The organism is Streptomyces sp. NPDC034111 (assembly GCF_055575375.1).
Map to the genome: position 1 here is coordinate 791,119 of NZ_JBVIST010000001.1, position 26,099 is coordinate 817,217.

Here is a 26,099-nt window from a genome sequence, read left to right on the forward strand (position 1 = left end):
CCCCGCGCGCAGCGCGCGGCGCTTTACGAAACGTTGACCCCGAAGTCTAGAGCGATGCCCCTGAGGCCCGACGCGTACCCCTGGCCTACGGCTCGGAACTTCCATTCGCCGTTGTAGCGGTACACCTCACCGAAGATCATCGCGGTCTCGCTGGAGGCGTCCTCGCTGAGGTCGTAACGGGCGAGCTCGCTGCCGTCGGCCTGATTGACGATCCGGATGAAGGCATTGCTGACCTGGCCGAAGCTCTGGCCGCGCACATCGGCCTCATGGATGGAGACCGGAAAAACGATCTTGTCGACCTGCTCGGGCACCTGAGAGAGATCGACCAGGAGCGATTCGTCGTCGCCCTCCCCCTCGCCCGTGAGATTGTCCCCGGTGTGCTCGACGGAGCCGTCGGGGCTTTTGAGGTTGTTGTAGAAGACGAAGTACTCGTCTCCCAGCACCCGGCCCGACTGGCACAGCAGCGCGCTGGCGTCGAGATCGAAAGGCGCTCCGGTCGTGGACCGCGCGTCCCAGCCCAGGCCCACCATGATCTGGCTGAGGTTCGGCGCGGCCTTGGACAGGGAGACATTGCCCCCCTTGGCGAGTGTGACGGTCATCGTTCGCTTCCTCCCCGGTGTCGTACGGGCCGTGCCCGGCGCGGCCCGCCTCCCTTCAAGCGCGTCCGGCGCCGCACTGCCCCTGCGGGGCGTACGGCGCCGGAAGCGGTCACTGCGCGGCGCGGGCAGGCGCGGTGGCGGCGCCGCCCGGTCGGATGCCGACGACGGATCCGGCTCCGGATCCGGTCGCTCAGACGTTGACGCCGAAGTCCTGGGCGATGCCGCGCAGACCCGAGGCGTAGCCCTGGCCGATGGCCCGGAACTTCCACTCGGCGCCGTTGCGGTACAGCTCGCCGAAGACCATGGCGGTCTCGGTCGAGGCGTCCTCGCTCAGGTCGTAGCGCGCCAGCTCCTGGTTGTCGGCCTGGTTGACCACGCGGATGAAGGCGTTGCGGACCTGGCCGAAGCTCTGCTGACGGGTCTCGGCGTCGTAGATCGACACCGGGAAGACGATCTTGGCGACATCGGCCGGTACGCCGGCCAGGTTCACCTTGATCTGCTCGTCGTCGCCCTCGCCCTCACCGGTGATGTTGTCGCCGGTGTGCTCGACCGAACCGTCCGGGCTCTTCAGGTTGTTGAAGAACACGAAGTTCTGGTCGTTGGCCACCTTGCCCTGGTCGTTCGTCAGCAGGGCGCTGGCGTCCAGGTCGAAGTCCGTACCGGTGGTGGTACGCGCGTCCCAGCCCAGACCGACGATGACGGCTGTCAGATTGGGGGCTTCCTTCGTCAGCGAGACGTTGCCGCCCTTGCTGAGGCTGACTCCCACGAGTCCTCCCATAGATTCGAGGGGTACGTAAAGATTTGCGCCCCCATCGTGCATGGCATCGGATCAACGAATTGATCCTAGTGACCGGTTCCCACCGATTGCAGTTGTCGCACCTGATCCGTGCGGATGTCGGCCATGCGGCCGCGGCGTCGCCGGGCCCGGGGCAGCCGGAGCCGGCCGGCTCAGAGGGTGTCGAGGGCCTTGACGTAGTCGTTCAGGTCGCGGGCGTCGGGCAGGCCGTTGACGACCGTCCAGCGCACCACGCCCTCCTTGTCGATGATGAAGGTGCCGCGCACCGCGCAGCCCTTCTCCTCATCGAAGACGCCATACGCCCGCGAGGCCTCGCCGTGCGGCCAGAAGTCGGACAGCAGCGGGTACTCCAGGCCCTCCTGCTCGGCGAAGATCCGCAGCGAGAACGGGGAGTCGTTGGAGACGGCCAGCAGCTGGACGTCGTCGTTGACGAACTTGGGCAGCTCGTCGCGGAGCGCGCACAGCTCACCGGTGCACACACCGGTGAAGGCGAAGGGGTAGAAGAGGAGGACGACGGCCTTCTCGCCCCGGAAGTCGGAGAGCTTGACCAGCTCGCCGTGCTGGTTCTTCAGCTCGAAATCCGGAGCCTTCGTGCCGACCTCGATCGCCATGGGGTGCTTCCCTTCCACTCACGCTCAACAGAACGCGACCAACCCTACGCGCCGGGGTGGACGAGGGGGGAACCCGTCGGGAACAGGGCCGAGCCCCCTCCGGAACAGGGCGGAGGGGGCTCAGTGGCGCATGCCGGGGGCGGGACGGCTCAGCGCTTGCCGGACTTCGGGGTGACCAGGCGGCTACCGGTCCAGTCCTTGCCGGCGTTGATGCTCCGGGTCTGCGACAGGCCCGCGGTCTGCGCGGCCTCATTGATGTCACTGGGCTCGATGTAACCGTCACGGCCGGTCTTGGGCGTCATCAGCCAGATCTGGCCGCCCTCGTCGATCAGACCGATGGCATCCACCAGCGCGTCCGTGAGGTCGCCGTCTTCATCGCGGAACCAGAGCAGCACGACGTCGGCCACGTCGTCATAGTCCTCGTCGACGAGATCCTGGCCGATCACGGTCTCAATGCCTTCGCGGAGATCCTGATCGACGTCGTCGTCGTAACCGATCTCCTGGACCACCTGTCCGGGCTCGAACCCCAGCCTGGCGGCAGGGTTGGTCCGCTCCTCCGCGTGGTCCGCGGTCGCGCTCACGGATTGCCTCCTGTCATGTTTCGGGAATGCTCGGGGACTCCGCGCGTGCGCGGAGCATTGGGCGTAGTCCACACGGGCCGGGCGGATCGCGCAAGTACCCGGCGGTCCAGACCGCCGAAACGGTGACGTTTGGAGGCGTCTCGCCGCAACCGCGACCCCGACGGGCCAGGGTGGAGTGATTCACACCACAGCATTCTGCCGGGTTTATGGGGTAGCCGCGCGCGACTGGTCCCTTCGGGGGGCGGGCGGGTCCGTTACGGATCTGATTTCGGGCGCCGCACGGCCGTACGCGGAGCACTTTCGACATGGGCGTATGGTTGCGATTTGGCCGACCTGAGAAATCGGCCTTTTCAGCGCCATCTCTCAGCGGATGGTTACCCATCGGTAGAGGTGACGTAGCCCTGTGGCTCGGTACACGATGGAAGACGGCGCGACACCAAGGCAGACACACCATTCGTTCCGTGCGCAGCATCAAAGGCGTGCAGAGCACGACACGACCCGAACACGAAGGAACAGCGTGGCTTCCGGATCCGATCGAAACCCGATCATCATTGGCGGCCTTCCCAGCCAGGTCCCGGACTTCGATCCTGAAGAGACCCAGGAATGGCTCGACTCGCTCGACGCGGCCGTTGACGAGCGAGGCCGGGAACGTGCTCGCTACCTCATGCTCCGGCTGATCGAGCGGGCCCGCGCGAAGCGTGTGGCCGTGCCCGAGATGCGCAGCACGGACTACGTCAACACCATCGCGACCAAGGATGAGCCGTTCTTCCCCGGCAACGAGGAGATCGAGCGCAAGATCCTCAACGCGACCCGGTGGAATGCCGCGGTCATGGTCTCCCGCGCCCAGCGCCCGGGCATCGGCGTCGGCGGCCACATCGCCACCTTCGCCTCCTCCGCCTCCCTCTACGACGTGGGCTTCAACCACTTCTTCCGGGGCAAGGACGAGGGCGACGGCGGCGACCAGATCTTCTTCCAGGGCCACGCCTCGCCCGGTGTCTACGCCCGTGCGTTCCTCCTGGACCGGCTGAGCGAGAACCAGCTGGACGCCTTCCGTCAGGAGAAGTCCAAGTTCCCCAACGGTCTGTCCAGCTATCCGCACCCGCGGCTGATGCCGGACTTCTGGGAGTTCCCGACCGTCTCGATGGGCCTCGGCCCGCTCGGCGCGATCTACCAGGCCCGGATGAACCGCTACATGGAGGCGCGCGGCATCGCCGACACCTCCAAGTCGCACGTATGGGCCTACCTCGGCGACGGCGAGATGGACGAGCCCGAGTCGCTCGGCCAGCTGTCCATCGCCGCGCGTGAGGGCCTGGACAACCTGACCTTCGTCGTCAACTGCAACCTCCAGCGTCTGGACGGCCCGGTCCGCGGCAACGGCAAGATCATGCAGGAGCTGGAGTCGCAGTTCCGCGGTGCCGGCTGGAACGTCATCAAGCTGGTGTGGGACCGCAGCTGGGACCCGCTGCTCGCGCAGGACCGCGACGGCATCCTGGTCAACAAGCTCAACAGCACCCCGGACGGTCAGTTCCAGACGTACGCCACCGAGACCGGTGCCTACATCCGCGAGCACTTCTTCGGTGACGACCACCGCCTGCGCGCGATGGTCGCGAACATGACCGACGACCAGATCCTGCACCTGGGCCGCGGCGGTCACGACCACAAGAAGATCTACGCGGCGTACGCGGCGGCCAAGGCCCACAAGGGCCAGCCGACGGTGATCCTCGCGCAGACCGTCAAGGGCTGGACGCTCGGCCCGAACTTCGAGGGCCGCAATGCGACCCACCAGATGAAGAAGCTGACGGTCGAGGACCTCAAGGGCTTCCGCGACCGGCTGCACCTGCCGATCCCGGACAAGGACCTGGAGGACGGCCTGCCGCCGTACTACCACCCGGGCCGGGACTCCGAAGAGATCCAGTACATGCACGACCGCCGCAAGGGGCTGGGCGGCTATGTGCCCACCCGTGTCGTGCGCGCCAAGCCGCTGGCGCTGCCGGACGACAAGGCCTACGCGGGCGCCAAGAAGGGCTCGGGGCAGCAGAAGATCGCCACGACCATGGCGTTCGTCCGGATCCTGAAGGACCTCATGCGGGACAAGGAGATCGGCAAGCGCTTCGTGCCGATCGCGCCCGACGAGTACCGCACCTTCGGTATGGACGCGTTCTTCCCGTCGGCCAAGATCTACAACCCGCTGGGCCAGCAGTACGAGTCGGTCGACCGCGAACTGCTCCTGGCCTACAAGGAGTCGCCGACCGGCCAGATGCTGCACGACGGCATCACCGAGGCGGGCTGCACCGCCTCGCTGATCGCGGCGGGCTCCTCGTACGCCACGCACGGTGAGCCGCTGATCCCGGTCTACGTCTTCTACTCGATGTTCGGGTTCCAGCGCACCGGTGACCAGTTCTGGCAGATGGCCGACCAGCTCGCGCGCGGCTTTGTGCTCGGCGCGACCGCCGGCCGTACGACGCTGACCGGTGAGGGTCTCCAGCACGCCGACGGCCACTCCCAGCTGCTGGCCTCGACGAACCCGGCCTGTGTCGCCTACGACCCGGCCTACGGCTACGAGATCGCGCACATCGTCAAGGACGGTCTGCGGAGGATGTACGGCGAGAACGCCGAGGACGTCTTCTACTACCTGACCGTCTACAACGAGCCGATCCTGCACCCCGCCGAGCCGGCCGACGCCGATGTCGAGGGCATCCTCAAGGGTCTGCACCGTGTGAAGCCCGGCGAGAAGGGCGAGCACACCGCCCAGATCCTCGCCTCGGGTGTCGCGGTGCCGTGGGCGGTCGAGGCCCAGCAGATCCTCGCGGACGAGTGGAACGTCAAGGCCGATGTCTGGTCGGCGACCTCCTGGAACGAGCTGCGCCGCGACGCGGTCGAGGCCGAGGAGCACAACCTCCTGCACCCGGAGGAGGAGCAGCGCGTCCCGTACGTGACGCAGAAGCTCCAGGGCGCCGAGGGCCCGAAGGTCGCGGTGTCGGACTGGATGCGTTCGGTCCCGGACCAGATCTCGCGCTGGGTCCCCGGCACGTACCAGTCGCTGGGCGCCGACGGCTTCGGCTTCGCGGACACCCGTGGCGCGGCCCGTCGCTTCTTCCACATCGACGCGCAGTCCATCGTCCTGGGCGTGCTCACCGAGCTCGCCAAGGAGGGCAAGATCGACCGTTCGCTGCTGAAGCAGGCGATCGACCGTTACCAGCTCCTGGACGTTGCGGCCGCCGATGCGGGTGAGGCCGGCGGCGACGCGTAACGCGCAGCCCGCACACAGGTGATCATCGCCCCCGACGGCTCCCCGCTGTCGGGGGCGATGTGTATCCCGCCTCAACGCTCCCAGACCTTGAACGCCCGTACCTGGTACGGGGACCGGGGCACCCAGCTGCCACCGCCCGGATAGGTGTCGAACTCGGCGGTCTCGGCGCACTCGGCGCTCTGGTAGGTGGTGACAGGCCGGCCCGTGCGGTTGACGAACGAGACGGCGCTGGTGCCCCTGGGCAGCGGGACGCAGCTCTCGATGTCGGTGTCGGACAGCTCATGGGTCCGCCGGGCGCCGGCGAAGTCCGCCTTCGGCCACAGGCAGAGCTGGCCCGCCGCGCACTCTCCCGAGGCGGCGGTACGGCCGCCGGTGGCCGCGTGCGCGGCTGGGCTGCCGAAGACGGGCGGGACGGCGAGGGCCGCGGCGAGTGCGGCGAGGCCGGTCAGGAGCGCGGTGGTGTGGGACGTACGCGGACGCAGACGCATAGGAATCTCTCCCCCGTGAAGTACGACGATGACGTCCCGCGGCGGGCCGGCTGCCCGCGGCGGGTGTTTCGATTCCGAGCTTCGCGAGGGGGCGCGGCGGTTGCCAAGGCCGTGGCGGAGGTGCCACCCGGATCAGGTATGTGGACAACGAAAACCGGGTGAAGGGGGGCGCCGGTGCACGGTGTTGACGCGGGAGGGAGGGCGTCGGCGCGTTGCAGGAACCGTTCCTCCCGGCGCTGCCGGGGAGTGCGTACGTGGGTGGCGTTCTGGAGGGCGGGCACACCGCGATCGGTTCCCGTGACCCCTCATCCGGATGAGGGATTCCGCGCTCCGGCACGGGCCAACTGCCGCCTGGGATACGACAGATGGACCCTTCGACGGCCCGCAGCGGCCGGTTGACGGGGAAACGCGACGGCGCGCGGCCGGCCGAGAGGGTCCTCGGGCCGGCCGCGCGCCGGGGTGCTGCACAGAATGGCGCCGGATCGTACGGCGTGCGGGGCGGGGCGCCCGTCAGATGTGGCCGACGCCGGCGCCCGCCTCGGCGTTGGCGCCGCGCTTGGTGAAGACCGCGACGACGGCCGCGACGATCGCCACGCCGCAGGCGACCGTGAAGGCCAGCCCCATGCCGGACACAAAGGTGTCATGGGCGACGGAGGTGATCTTCTGGGCGAACTCCGGCGGGGTGCCCTTCGGAACCGGTGCGATACCGGCCGAGACCTCGTCGGACAGCTGGGAGGCCTTCGCCGGCGGGACCGGCGGGAGGCCTGCCGACCGCCAGTTGCCGGGGAGTTCGTTGTCGACGCGGGAGGCCATCACCGCACCGAGCACGGCCGTACCGAGGCTGCCGCCGACCTGCATCGCGGCCTGCTGAAGACCACCGGCGACACCGGAGAGCTCCAACGGGGCATTGCCGACGATGACTTCGGTGGCGCCGACCATGACGGGCGCGAGGCCGAGGCCGAGCAGCGCGAACCAGACGGACATCGGGCCGGTGCCACTGTCGGTGTCCAGGCCGGACATGCCGTACATGGCGACGGCGGTCAGGACCATGCCGCCGACCAGCGGGATCCGCGGGCCGAACTTGGTGATCAGGGCCCCGGCGAGCGGGGAGCCGACGATCATCATGCCGGTGAGCGGGAGGAGGTGCAGACCACTGTCGACGGGGGTCATGCCGTGCACGTTCTGGAGGTAGAACGTCACGAAGAACAGGCCGCCCATGAAGGCGAAGGCCATCAGCACCATCAGGACCGTGCCGGCGGTCAGCGGCAGCGAGCGGAACATCCGCAGCGGGATGAGCGGTTCGCGGACCTTGGTCTCCAGGACGGCGAACAGTGCGAAGAGGACGACGGAGCCGATCAGGAAGCCCCAGGTCTTCATGTCGCCCCAGCCCCACTCCGACGCCTTGATCAGCGGCCAGATGAGGCAGAACATCGCGCCGGAGAGCAGCACGATGCCCGGGACGTCGAAGGAGCGGGGCGCGTTCTCCGCGCGGTGGTCCTTGAGGATCACCAGGCCCAGGACCAGCGCCAGCACGCCCACCGGCACGTTGATGAAGAACACGGACTGCCAGCTGACGTGCTCGACCAGCAGTCCGCCGACTATCGGGCCGCCGGCGGTGGAGGCACCGATGACCATGCCCCAGATGCCGATGGCCATGTTCAGCTTCTCGGCGGGGAAGGTGGCGCGCAGCAGCCCCAGTGCGGCGGGCATCAGCAGCGCGCCGAACAGGCCTTGCAGCACACGGAAGACGATGACCAGCGCGACCTCGTGGGAGAACCCGATGGCCCCGGAGGCCGCGGCGAAGCCGAGGATGCCGATGAGGAAGGTCTGGCGGTGGCCGAAGCGGTCACCGAGCTTGCCCGCCGTGATCAGCGAGACGGCCAGGGCGAGCATGTAGCCGTTGGTGATCCACTGCACATCGGCGAGCGAGGCGCCGAGGTCCTGCTTGATGGCCGGGTTGGCGATGGCGACGATCGTGCCGTCCAGCGCGACCATCATGACGCCGATGGCCACGGAGAAGAGGGTCAGCCACGGATGGCCCCGCAGCCCCTTGGGAGGCTCCGGTACGGGAAGTTCCGGCGCGGCATGGGCGACCGGGGTCTGGGAACTCATACGACGAGGCTAATGTCAGCCTCTGACAATTGACAAAGCATTTCATGAGTCGGTAACTGTCATCTCGCTCACAGGTAATCTGAGCAGCGAGAAACACCACGGAAAGGCGGCGCAGGATGGCGAACCCCACGCCGCAGACGGCCATCGCAGGTGGCCTGCGCGAACGCAAGAAACAGCGCACCCGCGATGCTCTGATCCGCGCCGCGCTCGAACTGTTCACGGAGCAGGGGTACGAGGCCACGACGGTCGACGAGATCGCGGAGGCGGTGGACGTCTCCCAGCGGACGTACTTCCGGTACTTCGCCAACAAGGAGGACGTCGCCTTCGCCGTCCAGGAGATGGTCGAGGCCCGCTTCCTCGAAGAGCTGGTCGCACGGCCCGCGTCGGAGGCCCCGCTGACCGCGCTGCGCAGTGCGGTGATGGTCGCCTGGGACGACATCGGCAGCGCCATCGAGTCGGTCATCCCGGTGGAGCTGCATATGCGCACCTACCAAATGATCGAGTCCACACCGGCGTTGGTCGCCGTGCACCTGCGGCGGTCCTCCGAGCTGGAGGAGGAGATCGCGCGGCTGATCGCCCGGCGCGAGGGGCTGGACGTCGACGCCGACCCCCGGCCGCGGGTACTGGTCGCCGCGTTCTGCGGGGTGATGCGGGTGGCGGGCAAGGTCTGGGGCGAGGGCCAGGACTACTCCGTGACGGCCATCCGCGAGATGACCCGGTCCTATCTGGACCACATCGCACCGGCGATGCACGACGACTGGCGGGCGCACCGCTGAGACCGCCCCGCAGCCACCGCTCACCTTCGCCGTCGGCCGCCGGTCGCCTCCCGTAGCGGCCACCGGTCACTGTGCAACCGATTAATCCCCTCATGAGACGGCTTCTGCACGCCTGAGCACCGGATATCGACGAGGGGTGTCCGTTTTGGTCGAAATACCCAGTGCGAAACGTGAGATCACTCACGGCCGCAGCAGCCACCCTGCCGCGTCTCCTAGGGTGGCTCGCGGTGACTTCCTTCCCGGGCCTCGGCCCCTCCTCCGGCTTCCTTCAGTCCACCGCCTGGCGCGCGGCACTTGCCCTGGTGGTGGTGTTCGTGATGCTTGCCATGACCGGGTGGACCGCCATCAGAGGCACCAAGGAGGACGCCAACCCCCTGGCCACCGCCAAGGTGGCCTGGAAGCACGCCACTTTCCTCGGCCGGTCGCTGCCCGACCCCAATGCCGGGCCGGCCGCGGTGCGGACCTTCTTCGGCGCGCTCAGCCGGGCCGAGAAGCAGCAGCTCGCGACCCGTTATCCGCTGGTCGTCGGCAACATGGGCGGCGCTCCCGTCCAACTCCGTTACCGCGCCAACCGGATGGCGATCGACGACGCCCGTCTCATCGCGAAGCGGCGGATGACCGACCACCGGCTCACGCCCGTCGGCCGCCAGGAGGCGGGCCGGCTGATGCACCGCCTCGAGTCGATGATGAGCCCCGGTAGGCAGATCCTGGCCTTCGACCCGGCCGGTGGCGGCCGGGCCGCGGAGGTCTTCGGCAACCTTCCGGCGGCGGACCGGGTCTCGGTCGTGGTGCCCGGTGTGGACACCAACCTCACGACCTTCGAGCGCACCGCGCGAGCGACCACCGCTCCCGTCGGCATGGCCCAGTCCCTCTACGACGCAGAACGGGGAGCCCGCCCGGGCGCCCGGACGGCCGTGATCGCCTGGGCCGACTACACCTCGCCGGCCGGGCTGGGCGTCCAGGCCGCCACCGGGCAGCTCGCCGAGGCCGGCGCGGTCCGGCTGCGGGGCCTGATCAACTCGCTGCCGTCCGACGACTCCGTCTCGCTGTTCTGCCACAGCTACGGGTCCGTGGTGTGCGGCGTCGCCGCCCGTGACCTGCCGTCCAATGTCGAGGACATCGCGGTGGCGGGCAGCCCCGGTATGCGCGCCGACAGCCGCGCCGCCCTCGGCACCCGCGCCCGGGTCTGGGCGATGCGGGACGCCGACGACTGGATCCAGGACGTGCCGAACCTGGAGGTCGGCGGGCTCGGCCACGGTGCCGACCCGGTCGACCCGTCCTTCGGCTCCCGGGTCCTGTCCGCCGACGGCGCCGTCGGGCACGCAGGCTACTTCTCTCCCGGCACCCGCAGCCTGCGCAATTTCGCGCTGGTCGGGGTCGGGGCGACCGACTCGGTGGAGTGCGCGTCCGCCGATCCGCAGTGCAGCAGGAACCTGGTCTGAGGCCGGACGGCCACAGGACCGCACGCGTAGGACCGCACGACCGCACGACCGGCGGCCGCAGGTCCGGCCCGGCGCCCGGGGACGGGCCGGGCCTGTGGAGGCCTCCGGAAGTGCCCGCGGAGTGCCTTCGGAAGGTCCCCGGGAACCGCACCCGGTGGAGCGCGCGTCAACGGGGCAAGGGACGGAGCGGGCGTCGGGGAGCCGTGTGACGCGGGTGGCTCCGGCAGGCGCCTTCCAGGTGTCCGGAAGGGGGACGGGCGGGCAACCGCCCGCATACGATGAGCCACATGGGTGATGTGCTGGCCGGTTTTCACGCCGTCTGGGAGTTCGACACGGACTCCGTACTCATCCGCTTCGAACGGGGGATCCGCAGGCCGAAGCTGTTCCAGGTGCTCGGCGAGCGACGCATTCCGTACGAGGCGCTGAGCTCCGTCGAGCTGACCGAGGGCAGACGCGGCACGGTGGTGCTGCGCGCCGTGCCCCGGGCGGGCGCCGACCCCCTGATGGAGGCGGCGGACGGACAGCTCAAGGAGGAGGCCGACCCGTACCGCCTGGTGCTGCCGACCGAGCGCGAGACGCTGGCCGCGTACTACGCCGAAGAGCTGCGCACGGTGCTCGGGCCCGCCGCCAAGGAGCCCGCCGACCGCCATCTCGTCGCCGCGCCGGAGCCTCCGCTGCACTTCAAGGCGTACGACGGCAAGGCGTCCTTCGACGGCCGCTCGGTGGCCTTCCGCTGGTTCTGGACGGGCGCGTCGTCGGCGAAGTGGAAGTGCGGCGACCAGAGCTTCACGGTCGGTGAGCTGGCCGGGGTGGAGTGGCGCTCGCCGGAGATCTTCAACGGCTATCTGCGGCTGCTGGAGCGCGGGGCCCGCGAGCCCGGCGCGGGCGAGGCGGACCAGGACCCGGCCGCCGTGGTGTTCGGGCTGGGCTACGGACCGGTGCACGAGTCGCTGCCGTTCGCGGCCTCGGTGCTGCAGGCCGTACGCGCCGCGGAGCGGGCGGAGGCCCCGGACGGCGAGCCGGTGCGCCGCCGGGCCGGGGACGCCGGCCGGGACCCGGCGGACATCGCGGACCGGATACGGCACCTCGGCGAGCTGCACGGAGCGGGGCTGCTGACGGACGACGAGTTCAGCACGAAGAAGGCCGAACTGCTGGCGGAGCTCTGACGGGTACGGCGGTGGCGCCGGCCGGGGACTCATACCGTGGTACGGGGGCCAAGGCCAACCCCTGGTATGACGCCCCGGCGCGGGTGCCGCGCATACATTGACGTCGCGATGAACGGATCTTCTCCCACCCCCGCACGCGCGCCCCACGAGCAGGCCCGCACCAGGGCGCTGCGTGCCGCACGGCACGCGCTGCGCCTCCTCGCCGCCGAACTCGGCACCCCGACCGAGCCCGGCACCCCGCTCTTCGCCGGCGTCCAGAGCCGCTGGCTGCGCGGCGTGCCGTACCTGGTCGCCTTCGCGTTCGCGGTGTCCCTGCTGCCGACGACCGTCAATGTCCTCGGCAACGACTACGGCATGACCGGCGGGCTCGCGGGCGCGCTGGCCACCGCGCAGAGCGCGCCGCTGCTGCTCGCGGTCTCCCGTCCCCTTCAGGCGTGGTGGGTGATCTTCGCGGCGGATGTCGTCGCCGCTCTGGCGCTGACCGGCACCGACGGCGTCGCGGGCCGCGCCTGGCCCTGGCCGCCGACGGCGATCGTCGGCTATCTGGCGCTGATGCTGGCGCTGTCCCTGCGGGAGCGCCGCCGCACCCTGATCGCCGTCTGGCTGACGACCGGTGTGGCGGGCGTCCTGTCGGAGATGATCAGCCCCCAGCAAGGCGAGAGCACCTGGGTGCTGCTGTTCGTCCTCGCCGGGGTGATGCTGCTGATGGGCGCCACGCTGCGGGAACGGGGCGACGCCCAGCGGAAGTTGATCGAGCAGGAGACCATCAGCGAGGCCGAGCGGGCCCGCCGTACGCTGCTGGAGGAGCGCACCCGGATAGCCCGTGAGCTGCACGATGTCGTCGCCCATCACATGTCGGTGATCACGGTCCAGGCGGACAGCGCCCCGTACCGCCTCAGCGGGCTTCCCGAGGAGGCGGCCGAGGAGTTCGGGTCGATCGCGGCGACCGCCCGGGAGTCGCTGGCCGAGATGCGCCGGCTGCTCGGGGTGCTGCGCAGCGAGGAGACCGAGCGTCACGGCGGTCCGGAGAAGGCCCCGCAGCCCGGCATCGGCATGCTGCCGAAACTGGTTGAGGGGACCGTACGGGCCGGTGTGCCGGTCGAGTTGACGCTGCCCGGGGAGTTCGGGGCGCTCGAACCGGCGGTGGATCTGTCGGCGTACCGGATCGTCCAGGAGGCGCTGGCCAATGTGGTGCGGCACGCCCCGGGCGCCCGGACCCGGGTGTCGGTGACGGCGGCGGCGGACAGCTCCCGGATGACCGTCCTGGTCGTCAACTCCGCGCCGCCCGCGCCCTCCGAACCGCTGGAGACCACCGGCACCGGCCATGGTCTGATCGGTATGCGCGAGCGGGTGCGGCTGGTGGACGGCACACTCGACACCGGGCCGCTGCCCGACGGCGGCTTCCGGGTCGCCGCACAGCTCCCGCTCTCCCCGCCGGGCTCCCCGGCAACTCCCCTCTCAGCGAAGGATTCCGGCTCGGTATGACCACCCGCGTGATCATCGTCGACGACCAGGCCATGGTGCGTGCGGGGTTCGCCGCGCTGCTCGCCGCGCAGAGCGACATCGATGTGGTGGGCGATGCGCCGGACGGGGCGCAGGGGGTGGCGCTGAGCCGCCGTACGCACCCCGATGTGGTGCTGATGGACGTCCGGATGCCGGAGATGGACGGGCTGGAGGCCGCCCGGCAGCTGCTCGATCCGCCGGTCGGCGTCACCCACCGGCCGAAGGTGCTGATGCTGACCACCTTCGACGTCGACGACTATGTCTACGAAGCGCTGCGCGCGGGGGCCTCCGGGTTCCTTCTGAAGGACGCGCCGCCGGCCGATCTGATCTCCGCGGTGCGGGTGGTGGCGGCCGGTGAGGCGCTGCTCGCACCGTCCGTGACCCGGCGGCTGATCGCCGATTTCGCCCGCCGGCGGCCGGCGCCGCGCAAGGACCGCGGCGCGCTCCGGCTGAACGGCCTCACCCCGCGGGAGACGGAGGTGCTGGAGCTGATCGCCCGGGGGCTGTCGAACCAGGAGATCGCCGAGGCGCTGGTGCTGGCCGAGCAGACCGTGAAGAGCCATATCGGGCGGGTGCTCGCCAAGTTGGAGCTGCGGGACCGGGCGCAGGCCGTGATCTTCGCGTACGAGTCGGGACTGGTGACGCCCGGCGAGCGCTAGGGCCGCGCGTCACGCCCTCAGGGGTGCCCTCGGGGGTGCCCTCAGGGATGCCCTTCCTTCCTGAGGACGAGGGCGGCCGGCACCCCCTACCCCGGTATCACCCGGGAGTTGGCTCCGCGGTGTGATGCCGTGTCAGAGATCTTCTTCCTACGTTTCCCTCCGCCACACCAACGGAAGAGGGAGACACCACCATGCCCGTGCTGCGCACCGCCGCCCGCCGCAGCAGGCGCGCGCTCGTCGGGGCCGTGCTCGCCGCGCTGCTGGTCGCCGGGACCGGCGGCTGGGCCGCAGGTTCCGCGCAGACCGCCGTCACCGGCCCCGCGCCCGGCGCCGCCGCTTGGCGCGCCGACCGCTCCCTCGGCGTCCGGCTGCCGGACCCGGCACGCGCCCGGCCCGCCGCCGTCGCCCGTTTCTTCGCCACCCTGACCGACGCCCAGCGGCATACCCTCGCGGCCCGGCATCCGCTCACCGTCGGCAACCTCGACGGCGCGCCCCCGGCCCTCCGCTACGAGGCCAACTCCCTTGCCCTCAAGGCGGAACGGGCCCGCCAGCTCGCCCGCGCCACGGACCCGGCCGGCACCCTCCAGGACCACCGGCAGGCCAGGAAGGCGGCCGGGCGCTGCGCCGCACTGCTGGCACCGGGCCGCAGGATCCTCGCCTTCGACCCCCGCGGACGCGGCCAAGTGGCCGAGGTCTACGGCGACTTGACGACCGCTGAGCACACCGCCGTGATCGTGCCGGGCTCGGACATCGACCTCGGCTCGTTCGACCGCACGACCGACCCGTACGGCACACCGACCGGTATGGCCAGGGCGCTGCGGGCTCAACTGGCCGCCGACGCACGCGGGACCCGTACCGCGGTCATCGCCTGGGCCGGGTACACCACCCCGGTCGGTATCGGTCCGGACGCGGCGACCGGGCGGCTCGCCGAGGCCGGTGCGCCTCGGCTGGCCCGGCTGCTGTCCGGGCTGGCCGCCACCGGCGTCCCGGCGCCGACGGTGCTGTGCCACAGCTACGGCTCGGTGGTCTGCGGGCTGGCGGTGCCACGGCTGGGCCGCGGCCGGGTCGCCGATCTGATCGTCTTCGGCTCTCCCGGGATGCGCAGGGAGAGCGTGGCGGAGCTGCCCACCGCCGCCCGGGTCTGGGCGGCGCGGGACGCCTCCGACTGGATAGCGGACGTCCCGCACGTCGAGTTGCTGGGCCTGGGGCACGGTGCGGACCCCGTCTCCCCCGCATTCGGCGCCCGCCGGATCCCCGCCGAGCGGGCCGAGGGCCACACCGGCTACCTCGCACCCGGTACGGACTCCCGCCGCAACTTCGCGGCCATCGTGCTGGGCCGCTACGACGAGGTGCGCTGACCCGCGCCCGCCCCGACGGGTCGCCGCTGTCGCCCCGCCGCTGTTCACCCCACCGGTTCCGGACTCAAGGACGCCTCATGGACACCGCACTCCTCACCCGCCTCGGCGGCGCGGCCCGCACCACGGTCCGCGCGATCGAGGACCGTACCCCCGCGGACCGCGACCGGGCGATCGACGGGCTGCGCGCCCTCGCGCTGCTCGCCGTACCCACCGGCCACTGGCTGCTCGGCGGGTTCACCCTCGACACCGGCGGCGCGCTGCACAACGCCAGCCCGCTGACCGCCTTCGGCCTTCTTGCGCCCGCCAGTTGGGTGCTCCAGATGCTCGGCATCTTCTTCCTGGTCGGCGGCCATGCCTCGGTGCTGTCCTTCCGGCGGGCCGCCGGGCGGGGCGAGCCGGCCGGCCGCTGGCTGCGCGGCCGGCTCATCCGGCTGGGACGCCCGGTGCTCGGGGTGACGGCCGTATGGGCGCTGCTGCTGCCGCTGCTGTCCCTCCTGGGCGTGCCGGAGGTGACGCTGCGCACCGGGGCGACGCTGGTGATCCAGCCGCTGTGGTTCGTCGGCATCTATGCGGTGGTCACCGCGCTGACGCCGTACTGCGTCCGCGCGGCGCGGCGGATGGGCGCCTGGGCGGCGGCCCCGCTGATGGCGGCCGTGGCCGCGGTGGACCTGCTGCGCTACGGGCCGCTCGCGTCCGCCATGCCCGGGTGGCTGAGCCTGCTGAATCTGCTCCCCGGCTGGATGTTCGCCTATCAGCTCGGCGTCTCCTGGGGCGAGCGGCGGCTGGGCAGACGGGCCGCCTGGGTGCTGCTCCTGGGCGGGGCCGCGCTGTTCGCCGCGCTGCTGGTGTTCTTCCACTATCCGACGAGCATGGTCGGCGTTCCCGGTCAGGACCGGACGAACTCCCATCCGCCGTCGCTGCTGGTCCTGGCGCTGGCCGCGGCCCAGTCCGGTGCCGCGATCCTGCTGCGCGACCGGCTCGCGCGGATCCTGCGCCGGCCCGCGCTGTGGGTGCCGGTCGTGATCATCAATCTTTCGGCGATGACGATTCTGTGCTGGCACCAGACGGCGCTGCTCACGGCAGCCGTGCCGGCCTCCCTCGTGGGTGCGGTGCCCGGGCTGACCCTGGCGCCCGACACGCTCGGCTGGCTCCTCGCCCGGCTGGCCTGGATACCGCTGTTCGCCGCCCTGCTCCTGCTGATCGGCCGTACCACCCGCCGCTTCGAGGCGCCCTGGACCGGTGTCACCCGGGTCCGCCGGACCGTGACGGCGGTACTGGCCGCCGGATTCGGGGCGTTCGCGCTGGGCCTGGCGTAGCGCAGCCGGGCGGACGGGCAGACCGGCAGACCAGCGGACGGCGGACGGCGGACGGCGGACGGCGGACCTCAACTCCCCACCGGGGTACGGGCCCTGAGCGAGACCCGTACCCCGAGGCGATCGCCCCCTACTCCCGACCCGCCGAAGTCGACGACATGTCGGCGTAGCGCGCTCCCGCCACCTTGCCGGCGATCGGCTCCAGCAGCGCCAGGTCCTGCTCGGTCAGCCGGATACCGGCCGCGGCGGTGTTCTCCTCGACGCGGGTGCGCTTGCGGGTACCGGGGATCGGTACGACGGGCAGACCGTGCACCGCGGCCCGCTGCTGCACCCAGGCCAGCGCGACCTGGCCGAGCGTGGCGCCATGCGCCTCGGCGACCGTGCGGACCGGCTCCAGCAGCGCGGCGTTGGCGGCCGCGTTGTCGCCCGTGAAGCGGGGCTGCATACGGCGGAAGTCGTCCGCGCCCAGCTCCTGGTCGGCGTGGACGAACGCACCGGTCAGGAAGCCGCGGCCGAGCGGCGAGTACGGGACCAGGGCGACGCCGAGCTCGGCCGCTGCCGGCACCACATGCTGCTCGATGTCCCGGCTGAACAGCGACCACTCCGACTGCACCGCGGCGATCGGGTGGACGGCCTGGGCCGCGCGCAGTTCGGCGGCGGTGACCTCGCTCAGCCCGAGGTGCTTGACCTTGCCCTCGGCGACCAGCTCGGCCATCGCACCGACCGACTCCTCGACGGGGATGTCCGGGTTCCGCCGGTGCATGTAGTACAGGTCGATCGCGTCGACGCCCAGGCGCTTGAGGCTGCCCTCGACGGCCTGGCGGATGTACGGCCGGTCGTTGCGGATGACGCGGCGGGTCATGTCGTCCGGGGCGTCCGGGTCCGGGGCTATCGCGAACTTGGTGGCGAGCACGACCTCGTCACGGTGCGCCTGGAGGAACGGGGCGAGGAACTTCTCGTTCTCGCCCCTGCCGTACATATCGGCGGTGTCGTAGAGCGTGACGCCCAGCTCCAGCGCCCGCTCCAGTGTCGCCCGCGCCTCGTCCGCGTCCGTCGGACCGTAGGCGAAGCTCATGCCCATACAGCCGAGGCCCTGCACCCCGACCCGGGGGCCGCCGGTGCCCAGCTCGACCACATCGATCTTCTTGCTGCTCATGGTGATCTCAGAACCTCTCGGACGCCCGCCGGGCATCGGCATAGATGTTGATCTTGTAGTCGAGTACGTCCAGCGTGCTCCGCAGCTCCGCTATCCGCTGCCGTACGTCCTCGCGGTGCGCGGTCAGCAGCCGCTCACGCTCGGCGAAGGTGCTCTCGCCCTCCCGCACCAGCTCGGCGTAGCGGACCATGTCCGCGACCGGCATTCCGGTCAGCCGCAGCTTGGTGACCAGGCTCAGCCAGTCCAGATCGCGGTTGGTGAAGCGGCGCTGGCCGGTATGCGTACGGTCCACGTGCGGCATCAGGCCTATCCGCTCGTACCAGCGCAGGGTGTGTGCGCTCAGGCCGGTGTGCTCCGCCACCTCGCTGATGGTGTAGCGGTCCCGGCCGGTGGGCCGCGGGTGCGGTGACGTGGTGTCGCACTTGGCCGGCAGTCCACCGGGCGCGGCCGCGCTCCTCGCGACCGGCTCGCTCTGCGTTACCGTCATGCCCCGTCTCCCCTGTTCCGCTGTTCCGCCGGTTGTCTGCCGGCCGTTGCGCCGGATGTCCCTCGACGTCCTCAACGCTAGAGACTTGGAGTGCACTCCAAGCAAGCGCGGATCCCGCGCAGACTTGACCGGAATTTGGGACGTTAGGCTCGTGGCATGCAGAGCCTCCGGATGATCGAGAACTGGCCGGTGCCCACGGCCGCGGCCGCCGTCATACGTGCCGATGGGGTGGTGGCCGGAGCGTACGGGCCCCTGGAGCACCGGTTTCCGCTGGCGTCGGTGACCAAGCCGCTGGCCGCGTACGCCGTGCTGCTGGCCGTCGAGGAGGGCGCGGTCGAGCTGGACGAGCCGGCCGGGCCCGAGGGGTCCACGGTGCGTCATCTGCTCGCGCACACCTCGGGGCTCGCCTTCGACGAACCGCGCGTGATGGCCGCGCCAGGCACCCGAAGGATCTACTCCAACGCCGGCTTCGAGGCGCTGGGCGACCACCTCGCCAAGGCCACCGACATCCCCTTCGCGCAGTATCTGCACGAGGCGGTGCTCGAACCGCTCGGCATGACCGCGACCGAACTGCCGGGCTCCCCCGCCAAGGACGCGGTCTCCACGGTCGCCGACCTGATCCGCTTCGCCGCCGAGCTTCAGGCGCCGCGGCTGCTCTCGCCGCAGACGCTCGCCGAGGCGACCCGGGTCGTCCACCCCGGCCTCACCGGCGTACTGCCCGGCTACGGCCACCAGAAGCCCAACGACTGGGGGCTGGGCTTCGAGATCCGCGACGGCAAGTCGCCGCACTGGATGGGCGCCGGATCCTCGCCCCGGACCTTCGGACACTTCGGACAGTCCGGGACGTTCCTATGGGTGGACCCGGACGCCCGGGCCGCCTGTGTGGCGCTGACCGACCGGGCCTTCGGGCCGTGGGCGATCGAGGTCTGGCCGCAGCTGACGGACGCGGTGCTGGCCGAACTGGCGCGGCCGGCCTGACGGCGGGACCACCGGGGCGGGCCCGCCGTCCGGGCCCGCCGCCTCACCCGTACGCCGGCTCCTCCCCCATCTCCCACACCAGGCACTCCGCCGTCCCCAGCCCCGTCATCTCCAGGCCCGCCCCGTCGGTGATCCGCGCCGCGTCGCCCGCCTCCAGCCGCTGCTCGCCGATCCGGACGGCGCCGCGCACCACATGCACATAGCCGCGCGCGGCGTCCGGCAACGCGGTGCGCTCACCGTCGCCCAGCCGGCGCAGATGCAGCAGGGCACCGGCCCGCGGAACCGCGTACGGCGTGCCGTCGGCGATACCGCGCACCACCTCGTACGACGGCTCATCGCCGAAGTCACCTGAGCCGCTGTCGCCGCCGGCCGCCTGCGCCAGCCACATCTGCACAAAGCGCAGCGGCCCGGTGCCCGCATTGCGCTCCACATGCCGTACGCCGCCCGCCGCGCTGAGCCGCTGGAGATCGCCCGGGCGTACCGTGGTCTCGTGGCCGGTGGTGTCGCGGTGGGTCAGCTCACCCTCGACCACCCAGGTCACGATCTCGATGTCGCGGTGTGGATGCTCGTCAAAGCCGGCGCCGGCCGCCAGCCGCTCCTCGTTGCAGGCGATGAGTGCGCCGAAACGCAGATTGTCCGGGTCGAAGTGGGGCCCGAAGGAGAACGCGTGCAGTGACTCGATCCCGGCGTCCGGATCGCCGCCCCGATAGCGTTCCACGCCCCTGCGCACCTGAATCATTGGCCCACCGTAGCCCCGCCCCCTCACCCCCTCGCCCCGATAGTGCAGGCTTGTCCCGTGTCTGAACCCGCATCGCGCGACGCGCACCCGCACTCCGCGACCCTCCGCCGCCTGGAGAATTCGTCCGGCAAACTGGCCGCCGCAGCCATCGCCCGTATGGACGCCACGCTGCCGTGGTACCGCGCGATGCCCCCGGAGAACCGTTCCTGGATCGGCCTGGTGGCACAGGCCGGTATCGCCGCCTTCACCGAATGGTTCCGGCATCCGGAGACCCCACAGGCGATCAGCACCGATGTCTTCGGTACCGCACCGCGCGAGCTGACCCGGGCGATCACCCTGCGCCAGACCGTGGAGATGGTCCGGACGACCATCGAGGTCATGGAGGCGGCGATCGACGAGGTCGCGGCCCCCGGTGACGAGTCCGTACTGCGTGAGGCGCTGCTGGTCTACGCCCGGGAGATCGCCTTCGCCACCGCCCAGGTGTACGCGCAGGCCGCCGAGGCGCGCGGTGCGTGGGACGCCCGGCTGGAGTCCCTGGTGGTCAACGCGGTCCTCTCGGGAGAGGCCGACGAGGGCGCGGTCTCCCGGGCGGCGGCGCTGGGCTGGAACTCCCCCGAGCATGTGTGCGTGGTTCTGGGCACCGCGCCCGACGGGGACAGTGAACTGACCGTCGAGGCGATCCGGCGGGCCGCCCGGCACGCCAAGCTTCAGGTGCTCACCGGCGTCCTGGGCTCCCGCCTGGTGGTGATCGCGGGCGGCTCGGACAATCCGCTCAAGGCCGCGAAGGCGCTGATCGGCCCGTACGCGGCCGGTCCCGTGGTGGCCGGCCCCGTGGTCTCCGACCTGCTGGCGGCGACCCGCTCCGCGCAGGCAGCGGCCGCCGGACTGCGGGCGTGCGCCGCCTGGCCGGACGCCCCCCGTCCGGTGCTCGCGGACGATCTGCTGCCGGAGCGCGCGATGGCCTCGGACCCGGTCGCGCGGGAGCAGTTGGTGGAGGAGATCTACAGACCGCTGGAGGAAGCGGGGTCGGCTCTTCTGGAGACGCTGAGCGTCTATCTGGAGCAGGCGAGCAGTCTGGAGGGCGCTGCCCGGATGCTGTTCGTGCACCCCAACACCGTGCGCTATCGGCTCCGACGTGTGACGGACGTCACCGGCTGGTCACCCTCCGATGTGCGCTCGGCGTTCACCCTCCGTATCGCACTGATTCTGGGGCGTCTGGCTGACGGTGAGGGACAACCCTAGACTTTTGTCGGAGACCAACAATTCCCCCGATGGTTCTTCGTCCTTGTCCCCACGGGCGGGCGGAACCACCCACAAGAGAGAGTGTGAGGGTGCTCGTACTCGTCGCTCCCGGCCAAGGCGCTCAGACGCCCGGCTTCCTGACCCCCTGGCTCGACCTCCCCGGTGTCGAAGACCGGCTCCGTGCGTGGTCGGCCGCCATCGACCTGGACCTGGTCCACTACGGCACAAAGGCCGACGAGGAGGAGATCCGTGACACCGCGGTGGCGCAGCCGCTGCTGGTCGCCTCCGCCCTGATCTCCGCCCGCCAGCTCTTCGCGACCGACGAAGACTTCACCGCGCGGGTCGGCGCCGCCGCCGGCCACAGCGTCGGTGAGCTCGCCGCCGCCGCGCTGACCGGTGCGGTCTCCGACGAGGCCGCGATGAAGCTGGTGCGCCGGCGCGGCCAGGCGATGGCCGAGGCCGCCGCCGTCACCGAGACCGGTATGGCCGCCCTCCTGGGTGGCGACGAGGCCGTCGTGCTCCCCCATCTGGAGCGGCTGGGCCTGACCCCGGCGAATGTGAACGGCGCCGGCCAGATCGTCGCCGCGGGCACCGCCGAGCAGATCGCCGCGCTGGTCGAGAACAAGCCGGAAGGCACTCGCCGGGTCGTACCGCTGAAGGTGGCCGGCGCGTTCCATACTCACCACATGGCACCCGCCGTCTCGGCCCTGGAATCCGCGACCACCCAGCTGTCGGTGGCCGATCCGCACACCCGTTACGTCTCCAACAAGGACGGGCAGCTGGTCTCCTCCGGTCAGGAACTGGTGCAGCGGCTGGTGGGCCAGGTGGCCAACCCGGTGCGCTGGGACCTGTGCATGGAGACCTTCAAGGAGCTCGGCGTCACCACGCTCATCGAGGCCGCTCCCGGCGGTACGCTCACCGGCCTGGCCAAGCGTGCGCTGCCCGGTGTGCAGACCCTCGCCCTCAAGACGCCCGAGGACCTCGACGCGGCCCGCACGCTGCTCGCCGACGTGCCCTCAGCCGTCACCGCAGGCTCTGCACCGGCCGAATAGGAGTCCGAAGCGCATGACCTCGAAGATCAAGCCCTCGAAGGGCGCCCCGTACGCGCGGATCATGGGTGTCGGCGGCTACCGGCCGACCCGTGTGGTGCCCAACGAGGAGATCCTCAAGCACATCGACTCGTCCGACGAGTGGATCCGGTCGCGGTCCGGTATCGCGACCCGCCACTGGGCCGGCCCAGAGGAGACCGTCGCGACCATGTCGGTCGAGGCGGCCGGCAAGGCGATCGCCGATGCCGGCATCACGCCCGAGCAGATCGGCGCCGTGGTCGTCTCCACCGTCTCGCACTTCAAGCAGACCCCGGCCATCGCGACCGAGATCGCGCACCGCATCGGTGCCGGCAAGCCGGCCGCGTTCGACATCTCGGCGGGCTGCGCGGGCTTCGGTTACGGACTGACCCTGGCCAAGGGCCTGGTGATCGAGGGCAGCGCGGAGTACGTCCTGGTCATCGGCGTCGAGCGGCTGTCGGACCTCACCGATCTGGAGGACCGTGCGACGGCCTTCCTCTTCGGTGACGGCGCCGGCGCGGTGATCGTCGGCCCCGCCAAGGAGCCGGCCATCGGCCCGACGGTCTGGGGCTCGGAGGGCGACAAGTCCGAGACCATCAAGCAGACCCTCGGCTGGGACGTCTACCGCTCCACCCCTCTCCCCGGAGGGGACGGCCCCGAAGCGCGGCCGGCTCCGGAGGAGATCCGATACCCCGCCATCACCCAAGAGGGCCAAGCGGTCTTCCGGTGGGCGGTGTTCGAGATGGCGAAGGTCGCCCAGCAGGCGCTGGACGCGGCCGGAGTCAGCCCGGACGACCTGGACGTCTTCATCCCGCACCAGGCCAACATGCGGATCATCGACTCGATGGTGAAGACTCTGAAGCTGCCGGAGAGCGTGACGGTCGCCCGCGATGTGGAGACCACCGGCAACACCTCGGCCGCCTCCATTCCGCTCGCCATGGAGCGGCTGTTGGCGACCGGTCAGGCCAAGAGCGGCGACACCGCCCTGGTCATCGGCTTCGGGGCGGGTCTCGTCTACGCCGCGACGGTCGTTACCCTCCCGTAGGGCAAGATCTGCGCAGTGCCGTACGTCTTCGGATGTGTCGGCCGCCGCACGGATCTTCACCACAAGTAACGCAGTTTCCCCCTAAAATGACCGAAGGAGCGCCATCATGGCCGCCACTCAGGAAGAGATCGTCGCCGGTCTCGCCGAGATCGTGAACGAGATCGCCGGTATCCCCACCGAGGACGTCCAGGTGGACAAGTCCTTCACCGACGACCTGGACGTCGACTCGCTGTCCATGGTCGAGGTCGTCGTCGCCGCCGAAGAGCGCTTCGACGTGAAGATCCCGGACGACGACGTCAAGAACCTCAAGACGGTCGGCGACGCGACCGAGTACATCCTGAAGCACCAGAGCTGATCCAGCTCTCCCGCGCATGTCGCCACCCCGCGGTGGCGCCGTCGATTCAGACCCCTCTACCCGTGGAGTAAGAATTCCCGTGAACGCGACCAATCGCACCGTGGTCGTCACCGGTATCGGCGCAACCACACCGCTGGGTGGCGACAGCGCTTCGACCTGGGAGGCCCTGCTCGCCGGACGCTCCGGTGTGAGCGTCCTGGAGCAGGACTGGGCGGCCGATCTGCCCGTCCGCATCGCCGGACAGATCGCCGTAGAACCCAGTGAGATCCTGCCGCGCCCGCAGGCCCGCAAGCTCGACCGCTCGGCGCAGTTCGCGCTCGTCGCGGCCCAGGAGGCCTGGAAGGACGCGGGCTTCACCGCCAAGGCGGGCGAGGACGCGTCGGTCAACCCCGACCGGCTCGGCGCGGTCATCGCGTCCGGCATCGGCGGCGTGACGACCCTGCTCGACCAGTACGACGTGCTCAAGGAGAAGGGCGTACGCCGCGTCTCCCCGCACACCGTGCCGATGCTGATGCCCAACTCGCCGTCCGCCAACGTCGGCATCGAGTTCAACGCCCGCGCCGGTGTGCACACGCCGGTCTCGGCGTGCGCCTCGGGCGCGGAGGCCATCGGCTACGCGATCGAGATGATCCGCTCGGGCCGCGCCGACATCGTCGTCGCGGGCGGCACGGAGGCCGCCATCCACCCGCTGCCGATCGTCGCGTTCGGCAACATGATGGCGATGTCCAAGAACAACGACGACCCGCAGGGCGCCTCCCGCCCCTGGGACGTCGACCGCAACGGCTTCGTCCTCGGCGAGGGCGCGGGCGTGATCGTCCTGGAGTCCGAGGAGCACGCCAAGGCCCGCGGCGCCAAGATCTACGCGGAGGCCGTCGGCCAGGGCATCTCCTCCGACGCCCACCACATCACGCAGCCCGAGCCGTCCGGCAACGGCATCGCGGCGGCGTTGCAGAACCTGCTCGACAACACCGACCTCAAGCCCGCCGAGATCGTGCACGTCAACGCGCACGCGACCTCGACGCCGGCCGGTGACGTCGGCGAGCTCAAGGCGCTGCGCAAGGCCTTCGGTGACGACGTCGACCACATGGCGATCACCAGCACGAAGTCGATGACCGGTCACCTCCTGGGCGGCGCCGGCGGTATCGAGACGGTGGCCACGGTCCTCGCGCTCAAGAACCGCCTCGCCCCGCCGACGATCAACATCGACAACCTCGACCCCGAGGCGCAGGCGGACATCGTGCGCGGCGAGCCGCGCCCGCTGCCCGAGGGCCGGATCGCGGCCCTGAACGACTCGTTCGGCTTCGGCGGCCACAACGTGGTGCTCGCCTTCCGTACGGTCTGACACACGCACTGAGGGCCCGTCCGGTGACACTCACCGGGCGGGCCCTCGGCATGTCCCGGTCCGCGAAGCTCGCTCTCAGTCCGCGAAGCTCGCGAAGTACGCGGCCGCGCCGTCCTCTTCGCCGTAGCCCTGCCGCTCGGCGCGCCGGAAGCGCTCGGCGGCGGCCTCCGCCAGGTCCATCCGTACGCCGGCGTCCCTGGCGGCCTCCGTGATGAGGCGGGCGTCCTTGCGCGCCGCGGACACCGTGAAGCTCGCCGGGTAGTTCTCGGACAGGATCAGCTCGGATTTCAGCCGCAGATACGGCGTGTCGAGCGGCCCGCCGGCGACCGCCGCGAGGAAGTCGCGCGGGTCGACCCCGAGCCCCTTGGCGAGCGCGAGACTCTCACCCGTACCGCTGATGAGCGTCAGCACCCAGGTGTTGACGACGAGCTTGAGGCGGCTGGCAGCCCCGCTCGCGCCGTGCTCACCGACCCACCGGGTGCGGCTCCCGATGACACCGAAGACCTGCCCGGCGCGCTCCCGTACGTCCTGCGGACCGGCCGCCAGGATCGTCAACTCGCCCTTTTCGGCGGGCGCCTTGGTACCCAGGACGGGACAGTCGACGAACCGCAGCCGGTACTCGTCGGCGAAGCGGACCAGCGGGGTGAGCCCTTCGGTCCCCACCGTGCTCATCTGGAGCCAGACGGCGCCGGCCGCGAGCGACGGGGCAGCCTGCTGCATCGCCCCGAGGACGGCGTCCGCGTCGAGCAGCATCGTGAGGACCACCTCTGCGCCGTCCACCGCCTCGGCGGGGGTGCCGGTGACCCGCACCCCGTCGGCGGCCAGCGGCTCGGCCCTGGCACGCGTACGGTTCCAGGCGCGGACGTCCAGACCGGCCCTGGCGAGGTTGCGGGCCATCGCCGCGCCCATGATTCCGGTGCCCAGCACCGCTACGGAGAGGGCACCAGGAGTGTTGTTGTCGGCCATGGCGGCACGCTAGGCGCTGGAGCGCGCTCCAGAGCAACGGCTGCCGCGTGTCGCCGACGGGCTGTCGC

At 70.8% G+C, this 26,099-nt stretch carries 24 protein-coding genes; 14 read left to right on the plus strand and 10 right to left on the minus strand.

Annotation, left to right across the window (positions count from 1 at the left end; genetic code table 11):
* Positions 1–23: 23 nt before the first annotated feature.
* The 4 genes from ACZ55A_RS03555 to ACZ55A_RS03570 form a co-directional block, all read right to left on the minus strand.
* Positions 24–599 (minus strand): TerD family protein, encoded by a 576-nt coding sequence (locus ACZ55A_RS03555; RefSeq protein WP_468832500.1) that lies wholly within the window; start codon positions 597–599, stop codon positions 24–26.
* 190 nt (positions 600–789) lie between these two features.
* On the minus strand, positions 790–1,365 hold the full coding sequence (locus tag ACZ55A_RS03560) for a TerD family protein (RefSeq protein ID WP_468832503.1): 576 nt from the start codon (positions 1,363–1,365) through the stop codon (positions 790–792).
* A gap of 182 nt (positions 1,366–1,547) precedes the next feature.
* Positions 1,548–2,006: a peroxiredoxin gene (locus ACZ55A_RS03565; RefSeq protein ID WP_468832506.1), complete on the minus strand. Its 459-nt coding sequence runs from the start codon at positions 2,004–2,006 to the stop codon at positions 1,548–1,550.
* A gap of 149 nt (positions 2,007–2,155) precedes the next feature.
* The gene (locus ACZ55A_RS03570; protein ID WP_468832508.1) at positions 2,156–2,587 is read right to left on the minus strand and encodes a DUF3052 domain-containing protein; all 432 of its coding nucleotides are present in this window, start codon (positions 2,585–2,587) and stop codon (positions 2,156–2,158) included.
* 517 nt (positions 2,588–3,104) lie between these two features.
* On the opposite strand from ACZ55A_RS03570, the gene aceE reads away from it, so the two are divergent.
* Positions 3,105–5,837, plus strand: coding sequence for a pyruvate dehydrogenase (acetyl-transferring), homodimeric type (gene aceE / locus ACZ55A_RS03575; RefSeq protein WP_468832511.1), 2,733 nt, complete (start codon positions 3,105–3,107; stop codon positions 5,835–5,837).
* 71 nt (positions 5,838–5,908) lie between these two features.
* On the opposite strand, the gene ACZ55A_RS03580 is transcribed toward aceE, so the two are convergent.
* On the minus strand, positions 5,909–6,325 hold the full coding sequence (locus ACZ55A_RS03580) for a peptidase inhibitor family I36 protein (protein WP_468832514.1): 417 nt from the start codon (positions 6,323–6,325) through the stop codon (positions 5,909–5,911).
* A 510-nt stretch (positions 6,326–6,835) separates the two neighbouring features.
* Positions 6,836–8,437, minus strand: coding sequence for an MFS transporter (locus ACZ55A_RS03585; protein ID WP_468832518.1), 1,602 nt, complete (start codon positions 8,435–8,437; stop codon positions 6,836–6,838).
* A 116-nt stretch (positions 8,438–8,553) separates the two neighbouring features.
* Here ACZ55A_RS03585 and ACZ55A_RS03590 point away from each other — a divergent pair, with 116 nt between their 5' ends.
* The 7 genes from ACZ55A_RS03590 to ACZ55A_RS03620 all read left to right on the plus strand — a co-directional run bounded on the left by ACZ55A_RS03590 (position 8,554) and on the right by ACZ55A_RS03620 (position 16,657).
* Positions 8,554–9,213, plus strand: a complete 660-nt coding sequence (locus tag ACZ55A_RS03590) for a TetR/AcrR family transcriptional regulator (RefSeq protein WP_468832522.1) — start codon at positions 8,554–8,556, stop codon at positions 9,211–9,213.
* Positions 9,214–9,440: 227 nt separating this feature from the next.
* Positions 9,441–10,655 (plus strand): alpha/beta hydrolase, encoded by a 1,215-nt coding sequence (locus ACZ55A_RS03595; RefSeq protein ID WP_468832527.1) that lies wholly within the window; start codon positions 9,441–9,443, stop codon positions 10,653–10,655.
* A 287-nt stretch (positions 10,656–10,942) separates the two neighbouring features.
* Positions 10,943–11,821: a DUF4429 domain-containing protein gene (locus tag ACZ55A_RS03600; protein WP_468832531.1), complete on the plus strand. Its 879-nt coding sequence runs from the start codon at positions 10,943–10,945 to the stop codon at positions 11,819–11,821.
* A gap of 108 nt (positions 11,822–11,929) precedes the next feature.
* Complete coding sequence (locus tag ACZ55A_RS03605; protein WP_468832535.1) at positions 11,930–13,306, plus strand: sensor histidine kinase; 1,377 nt, start codon at positions 11,930–11,932, stop codon at positions 13,304–13,306.
* Entirely contained in the window at positions 13,303–13,983 is a 681-nt protein-coding gene (locus tag ACZ55A_RS03610) for a response regulator (protein WP_468832539.1), read from the plus strand. The genes ACZ55A_RS03605 and ACZ55A_RS03610 overlap by 4 nt, the downstream gene beginning before the upstream one ends.
* A 191-nt stretch (positions 13,984–14,174) precedes the next feature.
* The gene (locus tag ACZ55A_RS03615; RefSeq protein ID WP_468832543.1) at positions 14,175–15,341 is read left to right on the plus strand and encodes an alpha/beta hydrolase; all 1,167 of its coding nucleotides are present in this window, start codon (positions 14,175–14,177) and stop codon (positions 15,339–15,341) included.
* A 77-nt stretch (positions 15,342–15,418) separates the two neighbouring features.
* Complete coding sequence (locus tag ACZ55A_RS03620) at positions 15,419–16,657, plus strand: acyltransferase family protein (RefSeq protein ID WP_468832546.1); 1,239 nt, start codon at positions 15,419–15,421, stop codon at positions 16,655–16,657.
* 127 nt (positions 16,658–16,784) lie between these two features.
* Here the strand turns inward: ACZ55A_RS03620 and ACZ55A_RS03625 are convergent, their stop codons facing one another.
* Entirely contained in the window at positions 16,785–17,810 is a 1,026-nt protein-coding gene (locus ACZ55A_RS03625) for an aldo/keto reductase (protein WP_468832548.1), read from the minus strand.
* A gap of 7 nt (positions 17,811–17,817) precedes the next feature.
* Positions 17,818–18,297, minus strand: coding sequence for a MerR family transcriptional regulator (locus tag ACZ55A_RS03630; RefSeq protein WP_468832551.1), 480 nt, complete (start codon positions 18,295–18,297; stop codon positions 17,818–17,820).
* A 156-nt stretch (positions 18,298–18,453) separates the two neighbouring features.
* Between ACZ55A_RS03630 and ACZ55A_RS03635 the strand changes: the two genes are divergently transcribed.
* Positions 18,454–19,275: a serine hydrolase domain-containing protein gene (locus ACZ55A_RS03635; RefSeq protein ID WP_468832555.1), complete on the plus strand. Its 822-nt coding sequence runs from the start codon at positions 18,454–18,456 to the stop codon at positions 19,273–19,275.
* Positions 19,276–19,318: 43 nt separating this feature from the next.
* Here the strand turns inward: ACZ55A_RS03635 and ACZ55A_RS03640 are convergent, their stop codons facing one another.
* On the minus strand, positions 19,319–20,014 hold the full coding sequence (locus ACZ55A_RS03640) for a pirin family protein (protein WP_468832559.1): 696 nt from the start codon (positions 20,012–20,014) through the stop codon (positions 19,319–19,321).
* Positions 20,015–20,071: 57 nt separating this feature from the next.
* On the opposite strand from ACZ55A_RS03640, the gene ACZ55A_RS03645 reads away from it, so the two are divergent.
* The 5 genes from ACZ55A_RS03645 (at position 20,072) to fabF (ending at position 25,065) form a co-directional block, all read left to right on the plus strand.
* Complete coding sequence (locus tag ACZ55A_RS03645; protein WP_468832562.1) at positions 20,072–21,256, plus strand: PucR family transcriptional regulator; 1,185 nt, start codon at positions 20,072–20,074, stop codon at positions 21,254–21,256.
* An 89-nt stretch (positions 21,257–21,345) separates the two neighbouring features.
* Positions 21,346–22,308 carry an ACP S-malonyltransferase gene (locus tag ACZ55A_RS03650; RefSeq protein ID WP_468832564.1) on the plus strand — a complete coding sequence of 321 codons (963 nt, stop codon included), beginning with the start codon at positions 21,346–21,348 and terminating at the stop codon, positions 22,306–22,308.
* 13 nt (positions 22,309–22,321) lie between these two features.
* Positions 22,322–23,368, plus strand: a complete 1,047-nt coding sequence (locus tag ACZ55A_RS03655) for a beta-ketoacyl-ACP synthase 3 (RefSeq protein ID WP_468832567.1) — start codon at positions 22,322–22,324, stop codon at positions 23,366–23,368.
* A 106-nt stretch (positions 23,369–23,474) separates the two neighbouring features.
* The gene (locus ACZ55A_RS03660; RefSeq protein ID WP_030991425.1) at positions 23,475–23,723 is read left to right on the plus strand and encodes an acyl carrier protein; all 249 of its coding nucleotides are present in this window, start codon (positions 23,475–23,477) and stop codon (positions 23,721–23,723) included.
* 79 nt (positions 23,724–23,802) lie between these two features.
* The gene (gene fabF / locus ACZ55A_RS03665; protein ID WP_468832572.1) at positions 23,803–25,065 is read left to right on the plus strand and encodes a beta-ketoacyl-ACP synthase II; all 1,263 of its coding nucleotides are present in this window, start codon (positions 23,803–23,805) and stop codon (positions 25,063–25,065) included.
* A gap of 75 nt (positions 25,066–25,140) precedes the next feature.
* Here fabF and ACZ55A_RS03670 read toward each other — a convergent pair whose 3' ends face one another.
* Entirely contained in the window at positions 25,141–26,031 is an 891-nt protein-coding gene (locus ACZ55A_RS03670) for an NAD(P)-dependent oxidoreductase (protein ID WP_468832575.1), read from the minus strand.
* Positions 26,032–26,099: the final 68 nt, after the last annotated feature.